Annotated in this window: 27 protein-coding genes; 25 read left to right on the forward strand and 2 right to left on the reverse strand. The window is 54.2% G+C overall.

All coding sequences use genetic code 11. From position 1 onward, the window contains the following. The first annotated feature begins 30 nt into the window (after positions 1-30). The 18 genes from JIN87_RS16335 (at position 31) to JIN87_RS16420 (ending at position 12739) form a co-directional block, all read left to right on the forward strand. The gene (locus tag JIN87_RS16335; RefSeq protein WP_200356660.1) at positions 31-891 is read left to right on the forward strand and encodes a motility-associated protein; all 861 of its coding nucleotides are present in this window, start codon (positions 31-33) and stop codon (positions 889-891) included. A gap of 9 nt (positions 892-900) precedes the next feature. Continuing rightward, complete coding sequence (locus JIN87_RS16340) at positions 901-1683, forward strand: flagellar motor protein MotB (RefSeq protein ID WP_200356661.1); 783 nt, start codon at positions 901-903, stop codon at positions 1681-1683. Positions 1684-1685: 2 nt separating this feature from the next. Further along, positions 1686-1940 carry a hypothetical protein gene (locus JIN87_RS16345; protein WP_200356662.1) on the forward strand — a complete coding sequence of 85 codons (255 nt, stop codon included), beginning with the start codon at positions 1686-1688 and terminating at the stop codon, positions 1938-1940. Positions 1941-2061: 121 nt separating this feature from the next. Then, positions 2062-2814 (forward strand): flagellar hook-basal body protein, encoded by a 753-nt coding sequence (locus JIN87_RS16350; protein ID WP_200356663.1) that lies wholly within the window; start codon positions 2062-2064, stop codon positions 2812-2814. A 50-nt stretch (positions 2815-2864) separates the two neighbouring features. Then, on the forward strand, positions 2865-3644 hold the full coding sequence (flgG, locus tag JIN87_RS16355; RefSeq protein WP_200356664.1) for a flagellar basal-body rod protein FlgG: 780 nt from the start codon (positions 2865-2867) through the stop codon (positions 3642-3644). Between the two features lie 2 nt (positions 3645-3646). Further along, a complete protein-coding gene (gene flgA / locus JIN87_RS16360) occupies positions 3647-4504 on the forward strand; it encodes a flagellar basal body P-ring formation chaperone FlgA (protein WP_200356665.1) in 858 nt (285 codons plus the stop codon). Positions 4505-4526: 22 nt separating this feature from the next. Then, entirely contained in the window at positions 4527-5129 is a 603-nt protein-coding gene (locus JIN87_RS16365) for a flagellar basal body L-ring protein FlgH (RefSeq protein WP_200356666.1), read from the forward strand. A 44-nt stretch (positions 5130-5173) separates the two neighbouring features. Next, positions 5174-6271 (forward strand): flagellar basal body P-ring protein FlgI, encoded by a 1098-nt coding sequence (locus JIN87_RS16370; RefSeq protein ID WP_200356667.1) that lies wholly within the window; start codon positions 5174-5176, stop codon positions 6269-6271. Between the two features lie 30 nt (positions 6272-6301). Beyond that, a complete protein-coding gene (locus JIN87_RS16375; protein ID WP_200356668.1) occupies positions 6302-6640 on the forward strand; it encodes a hypothetical protein in 339 nt (112 codons plus the stop codon). Then, positions 6633-7142 (forward strand): flagellar protein FlgN, encoded by a 510-nt coding sequence (locus JIN87_RS16380; protein ID WP_200356669.1) that lies wholly within the window; start codon positions 6633-6635, stop codon positions 7140-7142. Before JIN87_RS16375 ends, JIN87_RS16380 begins: the two co-directional genes overlap by 8 nt. 42 nt (positions 7143-7184) lie before the next feature. Then, complete coding sequence (gene flgK, locus JIN87_RS16385; RefSeq protein WP_200356670.1) at positions 7185-8645, forward strand: flagellar hook-associated protein FlgK; 1461 nt, start codon at positions 7185-7187, stop codon at positions 8643-8645. 43 nt (positions 8646-8688) lie between these two features. Beyond that, complete coding sequence (flgL, locus tag JIN87_RS16390; RefSeq protein ID WP_200356671.1) at positions 8689-9600, forward strand: flagellar hook-associated protein FlgL; 912 nt, start codon at positions 8689-8691, stop codon at positions 9598-9600. Positions 9601-9640: 40 nt separating this feature from the next. Further along, positions 9641-10090: a flagellar assembly protein FliW gene (gene fliW / locus JIN87_RS16395; protein WP_200356672.1), complete on the forward strand. Its 450-nt coding sequence runs from the start codon at positions 9641-9643 to the stop codon at positions 10088-10090. A 32-nt stretch (positions 10091-10122) separates the two neighbouring features. After that, complete coding sequence (gene csrA, locus JIN87_RS16400; RefSeq protein WP_200356673.1) at positions 10123-10428, forward strand: carbon storage regulator CsrA; 306 nt, start codon at positions 10123-10125, stop codon at positions 10426-10428. A 64-nt stretch (positions 10429-10492) separates the two neighbouring features. Next, the gene (locus JIN87_RS16405) at positions 10493-11350 is read left to right on the forward strand and encodes a flagellin (RefSeq protein WP_200356674.1); all 858 of its coding nucleotides are present in this window, start codon (positions 10493-10495) and stop codon (positions 11348-11350) included. A gap of 40 nt (positions 11351-11390) precedes the next feature. After that, positions 11391-11882 (forward strand): hypothetical protein, encoded by a 492-nt coding sequence (locus tag JIN87_RS16410; protein WP_200356675.1) that lies wholly within the window; start codon positions 11391-11393, stop codon positions 11880-11882. Positions 11883-11895: 13 nt separating this feature from the next. Continuing rightward, positions 11896-12099 carry a hypothetical protein gene (locus tag JIN87_RS16415; protein WP_200356676.1) on the forward strand — a complete coding sequence of 68 codons (204 nt, stop codon included), beginning with the start codon at positions 11896-11898 and terminating at the stop codon, positions 12097-12099. Between the two features lie 94 nt (positions 12100-12193). Beyond that, positions 12194-12739 carry a hypothetical protein gene (locus JIN87_RS16420; RefSeq protein ID WP_200356677.1) on the forward strand — a complete coding sequence of 182 codons (546 nt, stop codon included), beginning with the start codon at positions 12194-12196 and terminating at the stop codon, positions 12737-12739. A gap of 95 nt (positions 12740-12834) precedes the next feature. Here JIN87_RS16420 and JIN87_RS16425 read toward each other — a convergent pair whose 3' ends face one another. Beyond that, the gene (locus JIN87_RS16425; protein ID WP_200356678.1) at positions 12835-13989 is read right to left on the reverse strand and encodes a MalY/PatB family protein; all 1155 of its coding nucleotides are present in this window, start codon (positions 13987-13989) and stop codon (positions 12835-12837) included. 329 nt (positions 13990-14318) lie between these two features. On the opposite strand from JIN87_RS16425, the gene JIN87_RS16430 reads away from it, so the two are divergent. The 3 genes from JIN87_RS16430 (at position 14319) to JIN87_RS16440 (ending at position 16669) form a co-directional block, all read left to right on the forward strand. Then, positions 14319-14768, forward strand: a complete 450-nt coding sequence (locus JIN87_RS16430; protein ID WP_200356679.1) for an Hsp20/alpha crystallin family protein — start codon at positions 14319-14321, stop codon at positions 14766-14768. Positions 14769-14823: 55 nt separating this feature from the next. Beyond that, positions 14824-15234, forward strand: a complete 411-nt coding sequence (locus JIN87_RS16435) for an Hsp20/alpha crystallin family protein (RefSeq protein ID WP_200356680.1) — start codon at positions 14824-14826, stop codon at positions 15232-15234. 196 nt (positions 15235-15430) lie between these two features. Next, a complete protein-coding gene (locus JIN87_RS16440) occupies positions 15431-16669 on the forward strand; it encodes a mechanosensitive ion channel family protein (RefSeq protein ID WP_200356681.1) in 1239 nt (412 codons plus the stop codon). A 330-nt stretch (positions 16670-16999) separates the two neighbouring features. Here the strand turns inward: JIN87_RS16440 and JIN87_RS16445 are convergent, their stop codons facing one another. Then, a complete protein-coding gene (locus tag JIN87_RS16445; protein WP_200356682.1) occupies positions 17000-17719 on the reverse strand; it encodes a class I SAM-dependent DNA methyltransferase in 720 nt (239 codons plus the stop codon). A gap of 140 nt (positions 17720-17859) precedes the next feature. Between JIN87_RS16445 and JIN87_RS16450 the strand changes: the two genes are divergently transcribed. The 4 genes from JIN87_RS16450 to JIN87_RS16465 are packed head-to-tail and all read left to right on the forward strand — an operon-like array spanning position 17860 to position 22937. Next, the gene (locus JIN87_RS16450) at positions 17860-18876 is read left to right on the forward strand and encodes an ABC transporter permease (RefSeq protein WP_200356683.1); all 1017 of its coding nucleotides are present in this window, start codon (positions 17860-17862) and stop codon (positions 18874-18876) included. Positions 18877-18895: 19 nt separating this feature from the next. After that, positions 18896-19948: an ABC transporter permease gene (locus tag JIN87_RS16455; protein ID WP_200356684.1), complete on the forward strand. Its 1053-nt coding sequence runs from the start codon at positions 18896-18898 to the stop codon at positions 19946-19948. A gap of 11 nt (positions 19949-19959) precedes the next feature. Then, positions 19960-21918, forward strand: coding sequence for an ABC transporter substrate-binding protein (locus JIN87_RS16460; RefSeq protein ID WP_200356685.1), 1959 nt, complete (start codon positions 19960-19962; stop codon positions 21916-21918). Further along, positions 21918-22937, forward strand: a complete 1020-nt coding sequence (locus JIN87_RS16465) for an ABC transporter ATP-binding protein (RefSeq protein WP_200356686.1) — start codon at positions 21918-21920, stop codon at positions 22935-22937. Before JIN87_RS16460 ends, JIN87_RS16465 begins: the two co-directional genes overlap by 1 nt. Positions 22938-22966: the final 29 nt, after the last annotated feature.

Genomic DNA, 22966 nt, shown 5'->3' on the forward strand with positions numbered 1-22966 from the left:
CCGGAACTCCGATAGGAGAGACCACGAGCTATGTTTATCATCATCGGCAGTCTTATCGTAGTCGGTTCCGCAGTCACGGCCTTCCTTATGGCCGGCGGAAACCTGATCCTGCTTTGGCACCCGGCGGAAATCATCGCGATTGGCGGGATTACCATCGGGGTGGCGGTTATCAGTGCTCCGAAGGACGTCCTCATCCATACTATCCACGCATGTATCGGCGCCCTCAAGGGGTCTGGTCCGGGCAAGGATGACTACTTGGATCTGATGAAGGTGATGTACGAACTCTTCATGCTAGGTCGCCGCAATGGCCTGCTAGCCCTCGACGAGCATGTGAGCTCCCCTGAGTCCTCCACCATCTTCCAGAACTATCCGAAGTTTCTGGCGGATAAGGAAAAGGTGACATTTCTCTGTTCGGCCCTCCGTCCGATAATCGACGGTAAGATAAAGCCGGACCAATTGGAGCCGCTTCTCAAAGCGGAGATCGACGCCAAGAAGCACGCAGCGCATGGCCCGATCAACGTTCTCCATCTTCTCGGCGACTCTCTCCCTGGTATTGGTATCGTGGCGGCGGTTATGGGTATTATCCTGACCATGAGTTACCTCGACCAGAGCGTGATGGTGATCGGCGGCAAGATTTCGGCGGCGCTCTCCGGTACTTTCCTTGGTATCTTCGCGGCGTACGGATTCATTAATCCGCTCTGTAACGTGATCGAATTCGGCAACGAGGCGGAAGAAACCTACTACATCTGTATGTCTCGTTCGATCGGGGCATTCGCCCGCGGTCTCGCTCCTATCATGGCGGTCGAGCTGGCGCGTCGTAGCTTGGAGGCCAGCATGGTGCCGAGCGCGGATGACCTGGAAAACATTTTGAAGTCCTCCACTGGAGGCTGATCTGAGTAGATGAAGCAAACGGGTACACACCATGGCGGTGCTTGGAAGGTCGCATACGCGGACTTCGTGACCGCGATGATGGCGCTTTTCATGGTTCTCTGGCTGACTTCCCAGAACGAGAGCTTGAAGCGGGAGTTGTCCGAGTACTTCCAGGACCCGTACAACACGCCGATGGACAATTCCATGGGGGTCATCGACAGCAAGAGCGAGGGCCAGCCCAAGAAGGACACGCAAGGCCAGGCCAAGGGTAAGGCGGAGATTTCCGACTTTAAGGTGCTCTACGACATGGCTCAGGAGTTCATGCGACTGCTGAATATCGAGAGCTCGGATCCGGACCAGAAACCGATCGACCTCGACGTGACGAGCGACGGGCTTCGTGTAACGCTCTACGATCGGGATGCTCATCCATTTTTCGTGGAAAATACTGCGGACTACACCCCTTGGGGCGCGTTCGTGGTGGAAACGCTGGCTTGGTTGGTGCAGCGCCACGGGTTCATGGTGCGGGTCGATGGCTACGTTTCGGAAGGCTTCGAGGGCGATGGCTGGGATTACACCGCTTGGGAGCTCTCGAGTGACCGGGCAAACATGACACGTCGCCTCCTTGAGCGCTATGGCGTGCGAGCAGGCCAGTTTAAGGCGGTGACGGCGCATGGGACGACCGAGCCGTTGCCATTTGTGCATCCTTCGGCGGAGGCGAACGACCGGGTTTCGATAAGCCTTGTCTTGTCCGAGCTCTACAACAGTCTTGAAGACCGCGAGTCAGAGGGGGACCCTCCCTCGTTCCCAGAGTAAATATGGATAGCTATCTTTCAGGCAGAGAACAACTTGGGGAATCCAAGAAATCAAAGGATTCGCTTGAGCTTTCAGCTCCCGAAGCAGGGCTCGGGCAGTTGGCGATGCCGCCTGCGGAGGACCGTGCCGAAAGCGAGGTCTGCGGAGAGGGCGGAAGCAAGGTCTCCTACGTCTCGGAGGAGGGCCGCGTGACCAAGATCGTAGTCACCTGCAAGTGTGGCCAGATCACCGAGATAGACTGCAAATACGAGGAGTAATTGCTGCAGTTCCTGCCCTTGGGTGAGGGAAAAAATTGCCCCCAAGAAAGTGTGGTTTCGCAAGTCGCTGATAGGTAGTGTTTTGTGAGATTGGCATATGGGTTGCTTAGTTGGCAGCCAAATGTTGAACGGAGTCTACCAAAACGCAGCGGCCATGACGGGCCTAGAGCACTGGAACAATTCTATTGCTCAGAATATCGCGCAGTCCTCTACGCCTGGGTATAAGAAGGCGACGCTCTCCTTTGAGGGAGTGGAAGCGGGCAATGTAGGCATCCAGAACGAGTTTGGTAAGACCCTCGAGCATGCGACGCTGCAGACGAAGGGAGTCGGTTCGGTCGATTTCACCAGCGGCTCGATTGTTCACACCAACGGCGACTTCGATTTCGCGATCGAAGGAGACGGCTTTTTCGAAGTGCGAGCCGACGACGGTCAAATCGTCTACACTCGAGACGGGCAGTTCAAGGTGAACGACCAAGGCGAGCTCGTCACCAAGCAAGGCTTCAACGTTCTCGACGACACCCGCAACGCGATCGAGCTCGATCTGACTCGTGGCAAGCTGCAAGCCGCCAACGACGGCACGCTCCGTCAGAACGGTATCATGGTGGCAGAGCTGAGCATTCGCGGCATCAAGAACCCCGGTGATCTTATTCGTTCCCATGGCGGGTTTATCCTTCCGGGAGGCGAGCAAGGAGTGACCCGTCACTTGGAGAACGCGTTTGTCCGTCAAGGGGCTCTCGAGCAGAGCAACGTTTCCGCCACCACGGAGATGATCAATCTGATCAGCGTCTCCCGCTCCTTTCAAATCAACCAGCGCGTCGTCCAGCAACAAGACCAGTTGCTCGGCAAGGCGATCCAGTCCCTCGGAGGCCGCTAGTAGCGAGCCCGGCTCAACCCAACTAATTTAATCAACCCAGCTAACCAACCATGAGTATCTCACTTTATTCGGCAGCGAGCGGCATGGAGGCTCAACAGACGAACCTCAACGTCATCTCCAACAATATCGCCAACGTGAGCACCACTGGCTTCAAGAAGAGCAAGGTCGAGTTCCAGGACATGTTCTACCAGGTGCCGAAGTCCGTGGGCGCGGATTCCGGAGGCAACATTCTCCCGACCGGTATTCAGGTTGGTACCGGTACGCAGGTTGTTTCCACTTCCAAGGTCTTCACGCAAGGGCAGGTTAGCCAGACAGGCGAGCAGCTCGACGTGGCGATCGTGGGCGAGGGCTTCTTCCGTATCCAGGGTCCTGATGAAACTTACTACACTCGCGACGGAGCGTTTAAGATCGGCCCTAATGGTGAGGTGACCAACTCCCAAGGTATGCCCGCTCTCGACTTCCCAGGCGCGCCTAATGGAGCGACTAAGATCGTGATCGATTCGAGCGGAGGCATTTCCTACCTTAACGACAACGGGGAGAACCTCGGAGCCGGACAGATCCAGACCGTGACGTTCCGCAACCCATCCGGTCTCCTCGCCCTCGGTGGAAACCTTTTCCGTGAAACCGACGCAAGTGGCGCCCCGACTCCTGGTAATCCAGGCCAGGACGGATCCGGCACTTTGCAGCAGGGTTACCTCGAGACTTCAAACGTGAACATCGTCGAAGAGATGGTGAACATGATCCTCGCTCAGCGAGCCTACGAGATTAACTCCAAGTCGATCCAGACTTCGGATAACATGATGCAGCAAGTTAGCCAGTTGAAGCGATAATCATGAAGACTTCCGTATTCCTCCGCCTCGCATTTGGCCTCGGCCTGGCCATCTTCATCTTCGCCAGCGCACTTCGCGCTTCGCTCGAGGACATTCTCGCTCCATTGCCGGTTGCCGAAGTTACCGCTGTATCCGTCTCTTCGGTACGTACTGCCGGGGCAGTGCCTGCTTCTCGCGAAATCGCCATTTTTGACAGCCTCCCGGAAGTTCCGAGCTACCCGGAAGACGCGATTCTCGCCGTGGATGTGCACGAAGAGATCACTCGCGAGTTGCAAGCTCAGTTGCGGACCTCGGGCGATCTATCGCTGGTTCCTCTGCGCGACTTGCCGGACATTTCTGAATACTCGCAACCGTTCAGCGTAAATCTGGTCTCGGTTCCCAACCGTCTCGCTCGCGGCAATGTCTACCTTCGCTACCAAGTGGAAAACGAAAAGGGGATCTTGGGAGAGTGGACAGTGCCGTTTCGTGTACACCTTTTCTCCGAAGTCTGGTTCCCCAAGGCTCATCTTCGTTCTGGAGATCTCGCGGTTCCATCTGACTTCGAGATCCGACAGATCGATCTGCTTACCGAACCAGACGCGGTCCCAGCCTCTCTCGAAAGCCTGATGCGTCACGAGTACGCTCGCGACGTCATGCCAGGCAAGCCGCTTCAGTGGCGTGACCTCATGGAGCGCTCGCTCGTTCGCAAAGGCGATGTCGTGGAGGTGACTGCCGTCAATGGTCTGCTCGCCATCTCCATGAGAGCCGTCGCTCGCCAAGATGGTTCGGATGGAGATCTGATCCTTTTGCGAAACATCGATTCTGCCAAAGAATTTTCAGCCCGAGTGATCGGGGAAAACCGTGTTGAAGTCATTTTCTAGAAAACGCCCAAGCCCTACAAAAATGCGTATCACAATTTTACTTACTGCTGGAGCTCTCGCTTTCACTAGCCTTTCTGCGAAGTCACTCTGGAACACGCCTACTAACCGCGAGAGAAGCATGTACGCCGATCGTAAGGCGAACGCGGTGGGGGACATCCTGCAGGTCACGATCGCGGAAGAGACGATTGTTAACCGAACTTCTTCCAAGACCTCGTCAAGCTCGCCAAACGTAGGTGGAGCAAGTCTGAAGTCGCTGGTCATCCCTGACGTTCTGGAGGATTGGGTCCCGCCATCCTACGAGATTTCGGGTACTGATACTTACAGCGGTTCTGGTTCGATCACCGATGCGAATACGCTTGAAGCGAAGGTCGCGGTCATGGTTGCGGACGTTTTGCCAAACGGAAACTTGATCATCGAAGGCGCCCGTAAGTCCAAGGCGAACGGAGAGGCCCAGTATATCGTTTTTCGAGGCATCGTACGTGAGGACGACATCGGCCTGGATAACAGTGTCATGTCCTACAATATTCTGAATGCGAGCGTCGAGATCATCGGGGAAGGGGACATTACCCGATCCCAGACCAAGGGCTGGATCACGAGGTTGTTAGATATCACCAACCCATACTAAGCGCCTGACCACTTTTCCTAAAATCCTTTCCACCCCTGCACACAGTGAAGCTTCTAGCTAAAATCATACTTCTTCTAACTGTATCCGCTACTGCGTTACAGGCTGCGAGAGTTAAAGATCTCGTATCGATTGAAGGAGGCCGGGACAATCAGCTGATCGGTTACGGTCTCGTGGTTGGTCTCGCTGGAGACGGCGATAGCTCTTCTCCGATGACCATCAACGCGGTTGCTAACTCCTTGCGTCGTTTCGGTCTCACCGTAGATCCGGAAGAGATCAAGTCTGAGAACGTAGCGGCCGTCATGATTACCGCTGACATCCCTCCTTTTGCTCGTGAGGGTACTCGTATCGACATTACGGTCTCTTCGATTGGCGATGCGGAAAGCTTGCAAGGGGGCGTTCTTTTGCAAACCCCGCTCATGGGTGCGGACGAAAGTGTTTACGCGGTCGCTCAAGGGCAAATCGCGGTTGGTGGATACATCGGCGGTTCGGATGGCCCAGGAGGCGCATCGATTCAGAAGAATCACCCGACAGTGGGCGCGATCACGGGTGGCGCAATTGTTGAAAAGGAGATCCCGATGGAGTTCACCAACGGTGGATTCGTTAAGCTTCTTCTCCGTAATCCAGATTACAATACAGCGTCCAAGCTTTCTGAAGCGATTAACGTCATCTTCCCAGCCAGCACTATCGCTCTAGATGCCGCGGCGGTTCAGGTGACCATTCCAGAAATTTACCTCGGTCGCGAAGTCGACTTCATCTCCTCTATCGGAGGAATCAACGTAGAGCCTGATACTCCGGCGAGAGTCATCATCAACGAGCGTACCGGTGTCATCGTTACCACGGCGAATGTCCGCGTATCCACTGTAGCGGTGAGCCATGGTTCGCTGAGCCTGACGATCGCTCGCTCGCAAAACGTTTCCCAGCCCGGCCCGTTTGCTCAGACAGGAGAGACAGCGGTCGTTGAAGGGACTGAGTTGGAGGTGACCGAAGAGCTCGGCGCGTTTCACGTGATTCCTGACTATCCCACCATTCAGCAGGTGACGAACGCTCTCAACGCGATGGGCGTTTCTACCCGCGAGATGATGTCGATCCTGCAAGCTCTCAAAAGCGCCGGAGCTCTCCAGGCCGAGCTTGTTATCAAGTAGTCTTAAGCAAACGAATTTTATAAACCAAACATGGACGTAACGAGTACAGCGGCAGCAGGTCTAACGGGCCAAAGCTGGAAGGAGCAAATGCTCACCGGCGATGCTTCTCGTGCCGAGCAAATGAAACAGCTCGGTGCCGAGTTCGAAGGTATCCTGCTACGCCAGTTTCTCGACGAAGCTCTCAAACCGATGGATCCGGAAAATGGATACTTTGGGACGGGCTCTACTCCCATGTACGAACACTTAATCAAGGATTCCTTGGCCAATTGCATCACGAAAAGCGGATCTCTCGGATTCTCTTCCGTGCTGCAGGCCCAACTGTTTCCTCAAGAAATGAACGAAGGAAAGGGAAACGCATCCCATGAGTAATAATTTGGCAGAGAAAGACTGGAACCCGCTGGTCGAGATGCTGCGCCATGAAGTGCAGGAGTACGGAGGTCTGTACAACTTGCTCGAACGTCAGCAGGAAGAGATCTTTAAACGTGACCCTCAGCTCGTGCTCGATACGAACGCCGAGATTGAAAGCTACATGGCGGACATGGGTGGCCTACGTGAGCAACGCGAGAATTTCGTTCGCGAGATGGCTCGTGCGTTTGGCGCGGACGAGGAGCAGCCGTTGTCCAAGCTTTTAAACTACTTCCCAGATTTCATGCAGCCGATGCTGCAAGCGCTGGTGGACGAGATCAACCACATGGTACGCCGCACCCGCCAGAAGGCTCGCCAGAACTTTATGCTGCTCTCCCGCACGATGGAGATCAACCACGAGACAATGCAACGTCTCCAGCCTGGAAACTACAACAAGACTTACTCCAAGCGAGGAAGGGTGGGGATCAAGACCCAAGCCCAGTCCCGCTACCAAGCGTTCGTTTAGTTTCCTGAATATTCGAATTCAAATCCTGGATACCCACACCACATGGCCAGTAACATCCTAGGCAACCTTGCCAACGCCAGCAAAGCCCTCACGGCGCACCGTTTCGGTGTGACCACCGCGGGTAACAATATGGCGAACGTCAACAACCCGGACTATGCCCGTCAGCGCGTAGTGATCGGGGAGGACGGGGTTGTGCAGACGATGGCTGGCCCGCAGGGCACCGGAATCGAGATCCAAGGCTTCGAGCACATGCGTGACAAGGTGCTCGATCGCGAGCTCCTCCGGGAAAGTTCGCTCAACGCCTCGCTTAGCGCTCAGCAAGCCGCCATGAGCAAGGCCGAGTCGAATCTTGGACAAGAGATTTCCCGCTCGGGCGACTCGCCCTTTATCGATGGAGCTACAGCTGACGATGGTGGCATCGGCGGTATCGCGGAAACCATCAACAATTTCTTCAACGCCTTCCACTCGCTCTCCGCAAATCCAGGTTCGGATGCGGAAAAGGAGTCCTTGCTGCAGAAGGCGGACATCCTCGTTGAGAAGCTCAATGTCACTTCCGAGCGTTTCAGCGACTTGCACGATGACTTGGCTTTGCAGGTTCGCACCGATGTCGGTTCGGCGAACCAGATGCTCGAAGAGATCGCTCGTCTCAACGCGGAGATCTCTCGTGCGGAGTCAAGCAAGGCCGGGCAGGCTCTCGCTCTCCGCGACCAACGCCAGGGCGTTTTGGAAGATCTCTCCAAGATCATGCAGATCAAGACGGAGGAGATCCCCAACAGCGCCGGCCAGATTCGCGTGTACGTCCCGACTGTAGGCGGAGAGAGCCCGACTTTGGATCTCGTCGAGCGCGGTCGTTTCAAGGAAGTCGATTTCGACGATTCTGGCGCTGCTCCGATCTTCACTGTAGGAGACGACAAGGTGCAGATCGAGATCAAGAGCGGTCGTGTCCAGGGAGCCTTGGCAGCCCGCGATGGCGCGATTGCTGATTACCGTCGCGGTCTTGATGGCCTGGCCAACGAGCTCGTTACCCAGATCAACGGACTCTACAACACGGGTGTCGCTCCAGCCACTACAAACTTTTTTGCAGATACAGGAGATGCCGCCGAGCTTACTGCAGCGGGCATCAAACTTGCATCAGGCTTGGACGCTAGCACGCTCCGCACGACGAACGATCCAGACCAGAACCTCGGTGACAACTCCCTTGTTTTGGCGATCGCAGAGCTTGATCAGAAGAAGATTGCTGGCCTTGGCAACCGCGACTTTGCCTCCTTCTACCGTTCGACAGTAACCGATCTCGGTGAGAACGTGGCGAAAGTCGATGCCCGCCTTCAGGACGAAGAAATCGTCTTTAAAAACCTTAAAGCACAACGTGAAGCCGTTTCCGGCGTCAATCTCGACGAGGAAATGACTGACATGATGAAATACCAGAGAGCGTTCGAAGCGACCGGTAAGCTGATCCGGGCTATCGACGAAATGCTGGATGTCATCGTTAACCGACTCGTTTAGATCAAAAATTTGAATACACGATAATCTCAGTTTTCCCACAAAAATGAGAGTAACCACCAACACCTTCCCAGACAACCTGCTCAGTCACCTGCAACGCGTGACCAAGGATATGAACAAGCTCAATGAGCAGGTTGCTACGGGCCAGCGTATCTCCAAGGTCTCGGAGGATTCGGCTTCTGCGAACCGCATCTTGGACATGCAGGAGGAAAAGAAGCGGATTACTCAGTTTTCGAAGAATGCGGCACGTGCTGAGAATATCAATAACACCACCATTTCACAGCTGCAGAATTTCATCCAAATCTCAGATCGTATCAGCGAGTTGGCTACATTGGCCGATGGTTTGAAGGGGCCGGACGGAATGAAGGCCTACGCGGAGGAAGTCGACGAGCTTATCGAGCACGCGATGCAAAGCGCGAACGCGAAGTTCAATGGTGAATACATTTTTGGCGGCGTAGATACGGGAACAGAGCCATTCGAGGCAAATCGCGATGCGGATGGAAAGATCGTCGTGGGAGCGGGTGCCGCAGTCACTTACGAAGGTACTGCCGAAGGCGCTGAGTTCCACCTTTCCGAGACAGGCACGATTCACCCTTACACTGATGGAACGACGAATCAGGAGTTCGCCGACTTCATTAATCGCATGGTCGAACTTCGTGATGCCTTGGAGACCGGATCTACCGATGCGGTGACCCCGCAGATGCGCCAAGATCTCGAGGAGTCGGAAGATGAATTGATCTTCGCTCTTAGCCGTCAGGGTTCTGTGCAAATGCGCATCGAATTCGATCTCACTCTCAACAAGCAACGTTTCACTGACTTGGAGGAGAACATCTCTGCCGAGGCTGACGTGGACATTGCCCAAACTGTGGTTAGGCTGACTCAGGTTCAGAACGCCTACCAAGCCTCGCTCAAAAGCGCCGGCCAGGTGCTCAACCAATCATTGCTCGACTACATTTAATAGCCGCAGCCGCCTAACCCCCACCTAGACCACACTATTCATGAAAGTCGCACCCGAATCCCAGTCGGATAAACAGGTTTGGATCAAGCCGATGGAGTTTGAACTCATCGGTGGCTTGATCGGATTGGAGGAATACACTCGTTTCGAGTTGCTGATCAACGAAGAGGAAGAGCCCTTTAAGTGGATCCGCTGCGTCGATCACCACGAGCTTGGGTTCGTCGTTGTCGAGCCATCCTCCATCGTGACCGACTACGATGTCGAGATCGCGGACGATGACGCTTCGAAGCTCGAGATCGAAAGCGCCGACGACGTAATCATCCTGAACATCGTCACTCTGAAGAACGACGATATCGAGTCCGCTACGGTCAACCTGATCGGGCCGGTAGTGATCAATCGCCGCACGCTGAAGGGCAAGCAGCTGATTGCCGCCAACTACATGAAGTTCTCCGCTCGCCATCCCATTTTGAGCGAGAGCGCCGTGGCCTCCTAAACCGTATCCAGAATCCAAGGAAGGACTCACTAATGTTAATACTTTCCCGAAAAGTGAATGAGGCGATCGTGATCGCCGAAAATATCGAGATCAAGATCACCCGTATAGACGGTGACACTGTGAAGATCGGAATCGATGCCCCACGCTCCATCCCGGTCGTTCGCAAAGAGCTCTTCGAAGAAATGCAAAAGGCTAACAAGGAAGCGATCGCGACGCCTGTCGCGGCTCCGGCCAGCGGCACTCCCGCGAAGCCGAAGCTCTCTGGACTGGCCAAGAGTCTTGCATCTAAGAAGCAGTCAAAGCAACCGGCTCGTTCCTCGCACAACCAGGGCGCATGATGCGCTCGCGAGAGACTAGCCACTCAGTCGTAAACTAAACTAACCTAATGGAAGAGGTCGTAATATGGTTATCAATACTAACTCCAACGCAGTTGAAGCTGCGAGCAGTCTCCAGCGGAGTTCTGCAATGCTCAGCAAGAGCTTAGCTCGTCTTAGCTCAGGCTCAAAAATCATCAACCCATCAGACGATGCTGCCGGTCTAGCGGTATCGGAAAAGCTCGAAGCGCAAAACGCTCGCGTGCTTGCAGCGAGGACGAACACGCAGAACGCGATGTCCATGCTGCACACTACGGACGGTTTCTTGCAGGGAATGATGCAAACGTTGAATCGTATGAGTGAGCTCTCGATGATGACTCGAGACGTCACGAAGAACGACAACGACAAGGCTCTCTACGAAGAGGAATTCGAACAGCTGAAGGATCAGCTTCGTAGTGTGGTTGGCGCGAATACCTCGCCAGCTTGGTCCGCGGACGGAGAACCGATTGGTACCTTTAACGGCATTAGCCTGTTTGGTGATCGTGGCGACTTGGCTACTGTCGTTGGCGCGACTGGTGACCAGTTCATGAACATTCCTGAAATGAACCTCAAGGATGGGGCGACTTATTTCGCTCAATTGCTTGAGGATGGTGGCCCGCTCTCGGTGGCGGGAACGAATACGATCGCTCACCTCTCTTCCACGATTCAGGAGGTCGCGGAAAATCGCTCTCAGATCGGTTCGCTTCAATCTCGTCTTGAGTTCGTGAATACGCAGCTCACGACGCAGAGCCAAAACTTGGAATCTGCGAATTCGAGAATCCGAGATGTCGATGTAGCGGAGGAATCTACTCGCCTAGCGAAGTATCAGATTCTCGTGCAATCGGGTACCTCCATGTTGAGCCAGGCGAACTCTTTGCCTGAAAACGTGCTGCGTCTCCTCGGATAGGAGCTCGGTTCTGCCCAAACAACCTCAGACCCGAAAACTCATGTTATCCGCAGTTGACCAATATCTGAAGACGCTTCTCACCTTCGTGCCCTGCAACAAGGCGAACCGCTTTAACAACGACTATATCGCTCTCATTCACGTGCCTGCGAATGGTCCTGAAAAAGTGTACTCGCTCGCGTTTGGGGAAAACGAACCGCTCCTAACGGTCGCTTCCTATAAAAGCGCGGTTTGGGAGATCGTAGAGCATTTTGACTCTCAGGATCAGCCAAAGCCCGAGCTCGATGCGTTGCAGGCCCAGCTCGAGGCGGACCATCCTGCTCTCGACTACCTTGGGGTGAAGACTCTGAGGAACTGTGAGAATTACAGCGACGGACAAGCCGGCTTGGACTACTATCTAATGCTCTGGCAGAAGGACGGGGAGAGCGGCGTTGTTGAATGTTACGAACCGTATTCGAGAGACGACTACGCTTGGGCTACTGTGATTGGAGCTCTTCAAGTGCTGTCGAGTCAGTTTGAGTATGCTATAAAGTAGGAGGCTTTGAGCCGTGAGTACATCTTTCAAAACAACTAAAACGAACAAGCGTTTCCTCGGAGTACGCTTTGCGAGCTGCAATTGCTACGGCCGTCTTTATCTTAATGATGACGGTGTGGCCTATGTCGGACGTTGTCCGAAGTGCTATACTCCGTTTTCGGTGCGAATCGGAAATGGGGGCACCGACAGCCGCATGTTTGTGGCGAATTGCCGCTAGTTAGATTGCTGCAGTGCCGTATTTGATCGCAGGCTTGGTCGCTGCGGTGATCCTTATGCTATTGCCCCGATTCTTGGGGCGTAGGCATGAACGAATGCTGAAGCAGTACGAGGTTCTGGAGAAGCGATTCGGTCTCGTACGGCAGGTGGCGCAGAGTCGTTGGGGGAAGGGAATTGGAGAGCATTATTCTCTGAAGGGAGAGAATCGTGGGTATCCGCTTTCTTTGTACAGTCACTTTCGCAAGGTAGCGGGAAGAAAAGTGGAGTGGACGTCGCTGGTCTTTGAGGCTCTTTTTGTGGAGGACATTGAGCTCTGTATCGAGTTTGAGGGGACGGAGGCGAGTGCTCGCTTCGGCAAGAAGGAGGGCTTGTCTCGTGTCGAGGTTGCGTGGGGCGCGGACGTGTGGAGCAACGCGGATTTGGCTAAGTATCTTGCTTCGGAAAACTTGCTGGCTCGTATCTCGTCTTTTTCGAAGAAGGGGAGCTGCGGGGCGGTTCAGCTGAGTAAGGGCTTCATCGAGTACCGTGAAGTCGGCGTGATGGAGTCAGAGGAGCAGCGTCTTCGTTTTCAGGAAGGCATTTTGCTACTGGCCAATTTATGCGATGCGATTTCGCTCTATATGAGTGAGCGACGGGGGTAGCGTTGGTTCGCTTCTCGTAGCGCGGCGCTTTAGCCCGCGTCTGCTCTGGTATGATCCTGCAAGTGATCGCGGGCTGAAGCACCGCGCTACGGGGTCTACCTCAGGGCGTCTACGCCTGCTTTTAGGCGGCGAAGTCCTTCTTCGAGCGTCGAACGTGGGCAGCCGAAGTTGAGGCGGACGTGCACTTTGCTGTCGAAGGGGACGCCGTCGCTTAGGCCGATGCCGTGGCTTTCGAAATGGCCGATTGGATCTTTTAGCCCGAGCTTTGAGACATCCATCCAGCTGAGGTAGGTGGCTTCGTGTTGGTAGAGGCCGATTTCTGGAATCTCGCTCTTTATAAAGTTGTGGATGAGGTCTCGGTTTCCTGCGAGGTAGCGTTGCAGTTCGTCGCGCCAGTCTTGAGCGTAGCGGTAGGCGGCTTCGCAGGCGGTGTAGCCGAGATTGTTGACCTCGGCCATGATGCCTCGTGTCGCCATGGTGAACTGGCGACGGAGATTTTCGTCAGGGATGATGGCGATGGAGCAACCTAGACCGGCAAGGTTGTAGGTCTTGCTGGGAGCGATGAAGGTGAAGACGCGTTTGTTGGCTTCTTCTGAAACGGAGGCGAGCGGGATGTGTTTGCGGACGTCGAGGACGAGTTCGCAGTGGATCTCGTCGGAGCAGCAAATCAGGTCGTGGCGTTCGCAGAATTCGATAACTTTCAGCAGTTCCTCTCTTTCGAAGACGCGAGCGCAGGGGTTGTGCGGATTGCAGAAGAGGAAGAGCTTTGTGTCTGGAGTGACGGCTGCTTCGAGCGCGTCCCAATCGATGACGTAGCGGTCGCCGTCGAGCGCCATGGGGGCTTTGACGACGGGGCGTTTCTGGAATTTCGGGCCGAAAATGAAAGGCGGGTAGATCGGGGTGGTGGTGAGCACGTTGTGCTGCGGTTCGCAGAAGGCGCGGCTGGCAATGTTCAGGCCAACGACAAGCCCTGGAAGCCAGACCAGCCAGCTTGGGTCGATCTTCCAGTTGTACTCGCGTTCTAGCATTTCGACGATGGCGTCAGTGCAGGACGGCTCGGGACGGGCGTACCCGAAGATTCCGTGGTCGATGCGTTCGTGCAGGGCGTCGAGCACGACTTCGGGAGCGTGGAAATCCATGTCCGCCACCCACATGGGGAGGATGTCCTTGTGCTCGTACTTCTGCCATTTCTGGCTGTCGGTCTCGGTGCGGTCGTAGACGGTGTCGAAGATGGATGGCTCGTTGCTCATAACTGACTGAGCAAAGAGGCGAAACCGTGGCGGCTTGTAAACGTGAAAAGTGGATTGGGTAGGGCTCGACCGCCGTGGCGAGCCGCATCGTGTGGTGCGTGCTTGTGGTTCTGTCCGCACGACGGTCGGACCCTGCCAATTGCTCGTTTCAGGTGTGCGGTGTCCCGGACGAGGGTTCTTAATTGTGTGACAATATGACTCTCTAGGGTTTTGGTCGGTTTTGTAAGTCGTTGTTGTGCAGTGTAAAGGACTCTTTTGGCGGTTGGTATCAAAAGTGCACAATAGATGGCATCGAACAACTCACACGAATTCTAAAAGGAGGAAAAACAATGACATACTTAAACAGCTACAACACTCGTCGTAACGCGCTCAACTGGCCATCTAGCTTTGGAAGCTTGGAGAAGCAGTTGGACTCTATCTTCGCTGGTTTCCCGAGCTTCTTCGATCTTGAGAAGAACGTGGGGAGTCTCGGAACCGAATCGGGAGTGAAGGTTCGCTGGTACGAGCAGGGGGATGGCTACTTGGCTCGCCTCGATTTGCCAGGCGCTCGCAAGGAAGACATCTCGCTGGAGATTGAAGATGGCTACCTGAAGGTGACTGCCACTCGCAAGTTCGAGTCAGACGACAAGCAAGGCTCTTCATTTGAATACAGCAAGAGCTTCAACGTTCCCGAGGACGTTGATGCGGAAAAGATCTCAGCGACTTACGAGGATGGCGTGCTGAGTTTGAATTTGCCGAAGGGTGAAAAGGCCAAGCCTCGCCAGATCAGCGTTAACTAAAAGCGCCGCAAACTTAGAAAACTAAAATTAACGAAACACTTTAAGGAGGAAAAACATGACAACTTTAAACGTAACGAAGAACACTAAGACTGAATGCCCAACTGCTTGCCAAGCGGAGGCCGGGGACGCCAAACGCGTACGAAACGTAAGGCCACAATATCGTGTCCGGGAATTGGATACGGAGTTTGTGGTGACGGTCGATGTGCCGGGTGTCGCCAAGGAGGCCGTGGATGTATCGCTTGTAGACGGCGTGCTAGAGATCTCGGGTACGCGGTCGTGGGCGCAACGCGGGGATTGGAAGCCGCTGGCAGGCGTGTCGGAAGATGACGTTGTCTACCGTTTGCGCCTGGCGATCGGGGACGAGGTCGATGGCGAAAAGATATCGGCTGATCTCAATGCGGGTGTTCTTAAGCTCACTTTAGCAAAAGCAGAGGATAAAAAGCCGCGCCGGATCGCTGTGAACTAGCGATAGCGGTTGTGGTTTAAGGGAAGGAGGGAGCCGGTCTCGCGAAAGCGGGGCCGGCTTTTTTGTGTCCGTAGCGCGGAGCTTTAGCCCGCGTAGTAGAGGTGCACGAGTATTGGTCGCGGGCTGAAGCACCGCGCTACGGGTTGGATTCAAGCTTGTCTCCCGAGTGGGCTCAGGTTTGTGGTAGAGGGACGTTATGAGGAAATTTTGGATACTCGCTCTGTGTGCTCTTGGACTCTTTGTTAACTCGACCCTTTTCGGCCAGGAGCAGGAAGCGGCAACTCCCGCTCAAGAGGTGGCGCAGGAAGGGCAGACCTTTTCGGAAGTGCGTGAAGAGGCTCTGCAGAAGTTCAGTCAACTGACGGATATTGATTTGGGGGGGAATTCGGGCGCTCGCCTTTTCTTTTTCTTCCTTTTGCTTTTTGGCACCTTTGTCGCCCGCAAGATTGTGGTAGGCATTTATGTTCGTTGGTTTCACAGGGCGGCGGAGAAAACGTCTTGGGCGTTCGACGATAAGTTGATTCCGGCAATGACAGGCCCGATCGGGGCGATGGTCTATGTGATCGGTTTCTTTCTCTCCATTTCCATATTGAGCTTATCGCCAACTATGGACGTCGTGATTTTGCGAATCTTCCAGGCCTCGACGATGACGGTGCTTTTCTGGGGATTGTTGCGGGTGGTCGACGTGATGGCCGAGGTGATGGTGGATGTGGCCAAGGAGAGGGATCACAGCGTTTATCACTTCATCCCGCTTATTAAGAAGACGGCCCGCATTTTTCTGATCGTGGTCGCGGTGGTGCTGGTTGTTCAGAACCTCGGTTACTCGGTTGGCTCGCTGCTTGCCGGTATGGGGATCGGCGGTTTGGCTCTCGCCTTGGCGGCTCAGGAGTCGTTGGCGAACTTCTTTGGTTCGGTGAGCATCGTGGCGGATCGGCCCTTCAAGGTAGGGGACTGGATTCAGGTTGGCAGCAAGGTCGATGGAGACGTGGAGGAGATCGGTCTGAGATCGACGAAGGTGCGTACTTGGTCCAAGTCGCTGATGACGATTCCCAACAAGGTGCTGGCTAACGAGATCATCGAGAACTGGAGCCGTATGCCCAAGCGCCGAGTGAAGCAGTACATCGGCGTCAACTATAGCACGTCGCCGGAGAATATGGAGGGCTTGGTGGAGGACATCAAGAAGCTGCTGAGGGAAGACGAGGGGGTGAACCAGGATTTCATTTTGGTGAACTTCACCGACTTTGGGGAGAGCGCCTTGCAGATCCTTGTCTACTACTTCACTTCGACCACAGCCTGGCTGCCGCACATGGACATTCGCCAAAGGGTGAACTTAAAGATCATGAAGGCCGTGGAGGCTCGAGGCTCCTCTATCGCGTTCCCGACGCGTACGCTGCATATCGAAGGCGGTTTGCCGCAGCTTTCGGGCGACGAATAGGCGGCATTGTTCCAGTTCTGTGCCCTGATAGAGATAACCTGATAGGGATACTATCGAGACGTCGTTTTTCTAGCACCTAGGTAGAGCGTAAAAACATTAAAAACTGTGTAAAATATCAAATTTTTTACATTCGTAATGTTAAACCGATTGCTCCGAACCCTGATTCCGTTATCTCTTTTTCTTATCGACGCGATAAGTAACCCAAACGCCCTCGTCGACAGCGGCCCTGCCGTCTAATCCACTTTCTTTATGTTGTTTGGGAGAAGTCCGGTCCCTTCGGGGACCGGGCTTTATTCCTTTTGGGAGGGACGGTTGGGCGGGCGATGTCCGCTACTGTTTTCTAAGCTGCCCTACTACGATCGGCTGTAGCTGTAGTCCAACGGGCATCCAATTGGCTTGGAAGCCTGCGCGTTCAAGCTCTTGGTTCATCTCCTCTTTTGTGAAGAGGCCAAGTCGGTGGCTTTCGTTCAGCCGATGGGTTTGGTCGCCCGAGCGCACTTCGTAATCTATATTTATGATGGATACGGTGCCGTCGGTATCGCCGGTTCGAGTCCGCTGGATGGTTTCGCCCGAGTTTGTGTCCGTCGTTTCAATAACGTCCACTTGCCCCGGCCGCCAGACGTCAGGCGTGATCCAAGGTTCGAGAATGAGCCAACCTTTGGGTTTGAGATGGCGGGCGAAGCAACTGAGGGCGTCTCTAAGGCCGGTGAGTGTCTCGACGTAGCCGATCGAGCTGAAGAGGCAGAGCAGGCAGTCGTATTGGCCAGGTAGATTAAAGCGTCGCATGTCTGCGACCTCGAAGCGGGCTTGCGGCGACTTTTTCTGGGCGATTTTCACGAAGCCCGGCTGGATGTCTAGTCCGTCCACTTGGTAGCCAAAGTCGCGGTTGAGCCGGAAGGCGTGTTCTCCGGTGCCGCATCCGATGTCGAGCAAGTGCTGCGGTCGGGGCGAAATTCGGCGGAGCAGGGAGTCGATTTTACCCGCCTCTTCTCCGTAATCCTTAAGATCACGGTAGATCAAATCGTAATAATCGGTGGAACGGGTGTACATTTTTGTGCACCTTATAATCCCTATAAGGCGATACAAGCCAATCAGGGGCTTCAGCGGGCAAGTTGCTAGTTTACCGGACTTGCTTTTTAGGGAAATGCCCTCCCTTATTTGCACTTTCATTTCATTACGTACGATAAGTTATGCGCGACTACTTTCTTCGGAGACTGCTGCTGATACCACCGACCTTGATCGGGGTGACTATGATCGTCTTCGCTATCACTCGATTTGTGCCTGGAGGCCCCTTTGAGCGAATGCTGATGACCGCCCAGATGGCAGCCCAAGAAGGCGGCGGAGGAGGTGCGAACCGCGGGGCGGCGCTCTCGGAGGAGCAGATCGAGAACATGAAGGCCTACTTTGGTTTGGATAAACCTTGGTACGTGGCTTATGCCGGCTGGCTCGGCAAGGTGGTGCAGGGCGATCTTGGCACCTCTAATATCTATAACGATTCCGTGTGGAGCATGATCAAGGAGCGTCTGCCGGTATCGTTTTTTTATGGAGGGATGACGTTGCTCATCACCTACGCGGTTTGTATTCCGCTAGGGGTGGTCAAAGCGATAAAACACATGACCTTCATCGACAACGCCACCTCGGTTGTAATTTTTAGTGGATACGCGATTCCTGGCTATGTGTTAGGATCGTTGCTGGTGGTGTATCCAGCGGCGCGGTGGGGCTGGTTCCCTATCTCAGGTTTCCATAGTTTCGACTTTGAATACATGACGACTTGGGAGAAGATCGTGGATCTCTTCCATCACGGCGCTCTTCCTCTAACCTGTTATCTCATCGGCAGTTTCGCGTTTGTGACGTTGCTCATGAAGAATCACCTTCTGGAGAACTTAGCCGCGGACTATGTTCGTACTGCGGTAGCGAAGGGAGTTAGTTTCAAGTCTGCTGTATTCAAGCATGCGCTACGAAACTCCCTGATACCGATCGCGACGAACTTCGGTCAGAGTTTCACCATATTTGTAACGGGCTCCTTCCTGATCGAGACGATTTTCGATATCGATGGCCTCGGGTTGCTGGGGTATTCCTCCACGCTTGAGCGTGATTATCCGATCGTGATGGGGGTTCTTCTCATTTCGTCCATCTTCATGCTTGTGGGGAATTTGGTAGGCGACGCGTTGGTCGCCCTGGCTGATCCTCGGGTACGATTCAAGTAGACCAGTTTTCCGCGTCACGATGTTGAAGTTTAAACTCAATCCGATCACCCGTAAGAAGCTGGAACGCTTCCGTTCCAACCGCCGGGGTTTTTATTCGCTGATCATTTTTAGCATCCTGTCTCTGCTCGCCGTGTTTGCGGAGCTTTGGGTAAGCAACCGAGCTCTGATTGTAAGCTACGAGGGTGAGTGGTACTTCCCGACTTACACTGACCAGAAGTCGGGAGCTGAATTTGGCGAGGACTATACCTTCGAGGCGAACTACAGGGATCTCGCCAAGAAGTGGAAAGAGGAGGGGAGCGATAACTGGGTCTTGTTGCCGCTCGTGCCTTACGGGCCGAACGAGAGCGATTTTCAGGAAGGCAAATTCCCGCCTTTCGAGCCTTCGTTCGCGGACCGACATTATCTCGGCACGGACAAGACTGCTCGCGATGTGCTGGCTCGCTTGGTTTATGGTTTTCGAATCGTGCTCGGCTTTTCGGTTGGCTACGTGAGCTTGGTTTATCTGATCGGCGTCGGGATCGGTTGTTCGATGGGCTACTTTGGCGGCAAATTCGATTTGCTGGGCCAACGCCTGATCGAGATTTGGTCGAACATCCCGTTCCTCTACGTGGTCATTATCGTGGCGTCCGTCACTACGCCGAGTTTCTGGAAACTGCTCTTGATCGTGGTCGCCTTTTCCTGGACGGGCATGACTTTCTACATGCGTTCGGGAGCTTACAAAGAGAAGGCGCGTGACTATGTGGCGGCGGCCGAGGCTTTGGGCGCTGGAAACGGGCGTATCATCTTCAAACACGTGCTGCCGAATTCGCTTTCGACTCTGGTCACGTTCATCCCGTTTACGGTGGCGGCGGCGATCACGAGCCTTACGGCTCTCGACTTTTTGAACTTTGGTTTGCCGGTTCCCACTCCGAGTTGGGGTGAGCTTTTGAAGCAAGGAACTACCAATTTGCACGCTCCATGGATCGTATTGTCTGCCTTCGGCGCAATGGTCTTGGTGCTCTTGCTCGTCACTTTCATCGGAGAAGCGATTCGTGAAGCCTTCGATCCCAAGAAATTCACCCTTTACCAGTAGGAGTTAGGAAAATGAAGAATATGAAACAGATCCGTAAATGGATGTTTGTCCCTGCCACTTTCGCAGCGCTCGCCCTCGTCGGTTGTGGCGGCGGCGATAAGGAGGAAAGCGCAGCGGTAGAGCCGGGGACTGGGAAAGCCCTTGAAGATGCGGCGGCTTACTATGCCGAGCATCCCGACTTTTTTACCTTTGCGACTCCAGCTGACCTGCCGGCCGATTTGGTGTGGGAAGATTCGAGCGATCTGCCGGAATTCGCATCGCCCGATGCCAAGCGAGGCGGAGTGTTGTATGATTTCAACCTCTCGTATCCACGCACGTTGCGGACGATTGGACCTGACTCCAATAGCGCCTTTCGCAAGTTCCTGCTCGACGATTACAGCTTCCGCGTCGTGCACCCGCATCCGAACATTCCGGGCAAGTATTATCCGGCTTTGGCAGAAGCCTGGTCGATTGATTGGGAGGGCAAGCGTGTCTTTTTCAAGCTAGACCCGAAAGCGACTTACTCGGACGGCGTGAAGGTCACCGCTGACGACTATCTCTTCATGTTCTACTTCATGCAGCAGGACTATCATCAGGAGCCATGGTCGACCAACTGGTACCGTATGGGCGAAACCTATACAAACATCACCAAGTACGACGACTACACGATTTCGATCGGCGTGAAGGAAGCGAAGCCTGACATTTTCCGCCTCTTTGAAGAAGATGTCCGCCCGGTTCCCAGTCACCACTACAAGGACTACAGCGAAGACTTCACAACTCGTTACCAATGGACTTTCGAGCCAACCACTGGTCCCTACGTCGTTCTCGAAAAGGACATCAAGAAAGGCCGCTCAATCGCGTTGACGCGCATCGACTGGTGGGCGGACGACAAGCGTTTCCTCCGCAATCGTTTCAACCCAGACAAGCGTGTCTTCACCACGATTCGCGATATCGACAAGGCGCTTGAGGCTTTCAAGAAAGGCGAGCTCGATTACTTCCCGCTCACAGTTCCTGAATTCTGGCACCTTAAGCTGCCGGATGATAACGAGGTCGTACAAAATGGATACGTTGGAAAGTACAAGTTCTACACTGATAAGCCTCGCCCGAACATCGGCGTTTGGATGAACAAGGCAAAGCCGCTCCTCGCCAACAAGGACATCCGCGTAGGCGTTGCGTATGCTCTCAATTTCGACCTCGCGATCAAGCAGGTCTACCGTGGCGACTACGAACGCTCTCAAACCTGGGCGGAAGGTTACGGGGATTATCAGAATCACAACGTGAAGGCTCGTCCGTTTTCGGTGGAAAAAGCCCTCGCAAGCTTCGCCAAGGCTGGCTTTGTAGAGCGCGGCCCGGATGGCATCTTAGTGAATGACAAGGGTGAGCGACTGCAGATCGAACTCACCAATGGTCGCCCGCAATACAAGGACTACATCACGATCCTCAAGGAAGAAGCCATGAAGGCGGGTCTTGATCTCAAGATCGAAAATCTCGACCCGATGACTGCTTTCAAGAAGCAGCAAGAAAAGAACCACGATCTCGCGATTGGCGGCTACAATGTATCCGTCGAGCTGTATCCACGTTTCTTTGACTTCTTCCACTCCTACAACGCTCTTAATCCAGATGGCAGTCCTAAGCCGACTACTAACAACCTGACCACTACCGCGTACGATGATTGGGATGAGCTGATCGACAAGTACAAGGCGAGCGACGACCTCGAAGAGATTCGCGAGATTTCGCTTAAGATGCAGGAGCTCATTCACGATGATGCCGCCTATATTCCAGCTCACAAAGTGTCCTATTATCGTGTGGGCATGTGGCGTTGGATGAAGTATCCGGAAGGTTTTGACGCTCGTGTTACTGACTCTTGGGACCAGTTCGGTCTGATGTGGATCGATGAAGAAGAGCGTAAGGAAGTTCGTGCGGCTGTAAGAAGTGGCAAAACTTACGACCCGATTTTCGAGACGTTCGACCAATACAAGTTAAAGGATTAATGGATACGGCGGATCAATCGGCTCTCAGCGTTCGCAATTTGCGGGCGGGCTTCGCTGCGAAAGACGGTGTTATCGTAGCGGTCGATGATGTCTCGTTTGATGTTCCCAAGGGCAAAACCTTGGGGCTCGTCGGCGAGTCGGGCTGCGGAAAGAGCGTAACAGCGCTTTCCATCATGCGGCTTTTGCCGAACCCGACCGGCCGTATTATCAGCGGCGCGATCGAGCATCACGGTACGAATCTTGTCGACCTGAGCATCGATGAGATGCGGAAGGTGCGCGGCAAGGATATCGGCATGGTTTTTCAGGAGCCGATGACCGCTCTCAATCCGGTGCATCGGATTGGCAAGCAATTGAGCGAGTCCTTTCTTTTGCATTTCCCTGGTATCAGCAAAAAGGAAGCTTGGGATCGTTCGATCGAGGCCCTTAAGCGGGTTGGCATTCCAGCTCCAGAGATTCGTGTGACTGAGTTTCCTCACCAACTGTCTGGCGGTATGCGGCAGCGTGTGGTGATCGCAATGGCGCTCGCTTGCGATCCCGGAGTTCTTATTTGCGACGAGCCAACCACCGCGTTGGACGTCACCATTCAAGCTCAAATCCTGGATCTGATTGGTCAGCTGCAAGCGGACCTGGGCATGTCGGTAGTCATGATCACTCACGACTTGGGTGTGATTGCTGAAACGTGTGACGAAGTGGTGGTGATGTACGCAGGCCGAGTAGCCGAAAAGGGGAGTGTTTACGATATCTTCGAGAATCCCCAGCACTTGTATACGACGGGATTGCTGAGTTCTATCCCGAAGCTCGAGTCTCCGGCCAAGCAAAAGCTCTCGACGATTCCCGGCATGGTGCCTTCGCTGGTGGATATGCCAACCGGAGCGCGCTTCGCGCCTCGGTCAAACCATCCGAAGATCAAGGATTACCTCAGCTCCAAGGATTTCGCCGAAAAGCGACCCGAGCTTATCGAGTACGCACCCGGGCATTGGGTGGAAGATTGTGAATTTGTACGTGTATCCGGGGAATGAATATGAATTGTAATTTGTGTAGCGCGGTG

This window comes from Pelagicoccus mobilis (genome assembly GCF_016595505.1).
Taxonomy (GTDB): domain Bacteria; phylum Verrucomicrobiota; class Verrucomicrobiia; order Opitutales; family Opitutaceae; genus Pelagicoccus; species Pelagicoccus mobilis.

Bases quoted from the DNA above. Each gene is read 5' to 3' on its own strand.
- flgG (WP_200356664.1), top strand. From the start codon at position 2,865: ATGAGTATCTCACTTTATTCGGCAGCGAGCGGCATGGAGGCTCAACAG.
- JIN87_RS16425 (WP_200356678.1), bottom strand. From the start codon at position 13,989: ATGAGCAACGAGCCATCCATCTTCGACACCGTCTACGACCGCACCGAG.
- JIN87_RS16375 (WP_200356668.1), top strand. From the start codon at position 6,302: ATGGACGTAACGAGTACAGCGGCAGCAGGTCTAACGGGCCAAAGCTGG.
- JIN87_RS16460 (WP_200356685.1), top strand. From the start codon at position 19,960: ATGAAGAATATGAAACAGATCCGTAAATGGATGTTTGTCCCTGCCACT.
- JIN87_RS16335 (WP_200356660.1), top strand. From the start codon at position 31: ATGTTTATCATCATCGGCAGTCTTATCGTAGTCGGTTCCGCAGTCACG.
- JIN87_RS16430 (WP_200356679.1), top strand. From the start codon at position 14,319: ATGACATACTTAAACAGCTACAACACTCGTCGTAACGCGCTCAACTGG.
- JIN87_RS16450 (WP_200356683.1), top strand. From the start codon at position 17,860: ATGCGCGACTACTTTCTTCGGAGACTGCTGCTGATACCACCGACCTTG.
- JIN87_RS16410 (WP_200356675.1), top strand. From the start codon at position 11,391: ATGTTATCCGCAGTTGACCAATATCTGAAGACGCTTCTCACCTTCGTG.
- JIN87_RS16380 (WP_200356669.1), top strand. From the start codon at position 6,633: ATGAGTAATAATTTGGCAGAGAAAGACTGGAACCCGCTGGTCGAGATG.
- JIN87_RS16465 (WP_200356686.1), top strand. From the start codon at position 21,918: ATGGATACGGCGGATCAATCGGCTCTCAGCGTTCGCAATTTGCGGGCG.
- JIN87_RS16405 (WP_200356674.1), top strand. From the start codon at position 10,493: ATGGTTATCAATACTAACTCCAACGCAGTTGAAGCTGCGAGCAGTCTC.
- JIN87_RS16365 (WP_200356666.1), top strand. From the start codon at position 4,527: ATGCGTATCACAATTTTACTTACTGCTGGAGCTCTCGCTTTCACTAGC.
- JIN87_RS16350 (WP_200356663.1), top strand. From the start codon at position 2,062: ATGTTGAACGGAGTCTACCAAAACGCAGCGGCCATGACGGGCCTAGAG.
- flgL (WP_200356671.1), top strand. From the start codon at position 8,689: ATGAGAGTAACCACCAACACCTTCCCAGACAACCTGCTCAGTCACCTG.
- JIN87_RS16445 (WP_200356682.1), bottom strand. From the start codon at position 17,719: ATGTACACCCGTTCCACCGATTATTACGATTTGATCTACCGTGATCTT.
- csrA (WP_200356673.1), top strand. From the start codon at position 10,123: ATGTTAATACTTTCCCGAAAAGTGAATGAGGCGATCGTGATCGCCGAA.
- flgA (WP_200356665.1), top strand. From the start codon at position 3,647: ATGAAGACTTCCGTATTCCTCCGCCTCGCATTTGGCCTCGGCCTGGCC.
- JIN87_RS16440 (WP_200356681.1), top strand. From the start codon at position 15,431: ATGAGGAAATTTTGGATACTCGCTCTGTGTGCTCTTGGACTCTTTGTT.
- fliW (WP_200356672.1), top strand. From the start codon at position 9,641: ATGAAAGTCGCACCCGAATCCCAGTCGGATAAACAGGTTTGGATCAAG.
- JIN87_RS16455 (WP_200356684.1), top strand. From the start codon at position 18,896: ATGTTGAAGTTTAAACTCAATCCGATCACCCGTAAGAAGCTGGAACGC.
- JIN87_RS16345 (WP_200356662.1), top strand. From the start codon at position 1,686: ATGGATAGCTATCTTTCAGGCAGAGAACAACTTGGGGAATCCAAGAAA.
- JIN87_RS16340 (WP_200356661.1), top strand. From the start codon at position 901: ATGAAGCAAACGGGTACACACCATGGCGGTGCTTGGAAGGTCGCATAC.
- JIN87_RS16420 (WP_200356677.1), top strand. From the start codon at position 12,194: ATGCTGAAGCAGTACGAGGTTCTGGAGAAGCGATTCGGTCTCGTACGG.
- flgK (WP_200356670.1), top strand. From the start codon at position 7,185: ATGGCCAGTAACATCCTAGGCAACCTTGCCAACGCCAGCAAAGCCCTC.
- JIN87_RS16435 (WP_200356680.1), top strand. From the start codon at position 14,824: ATGACAACTTTAAACGTAACGAAGAACACTAAGACTGAATGCCCAACT.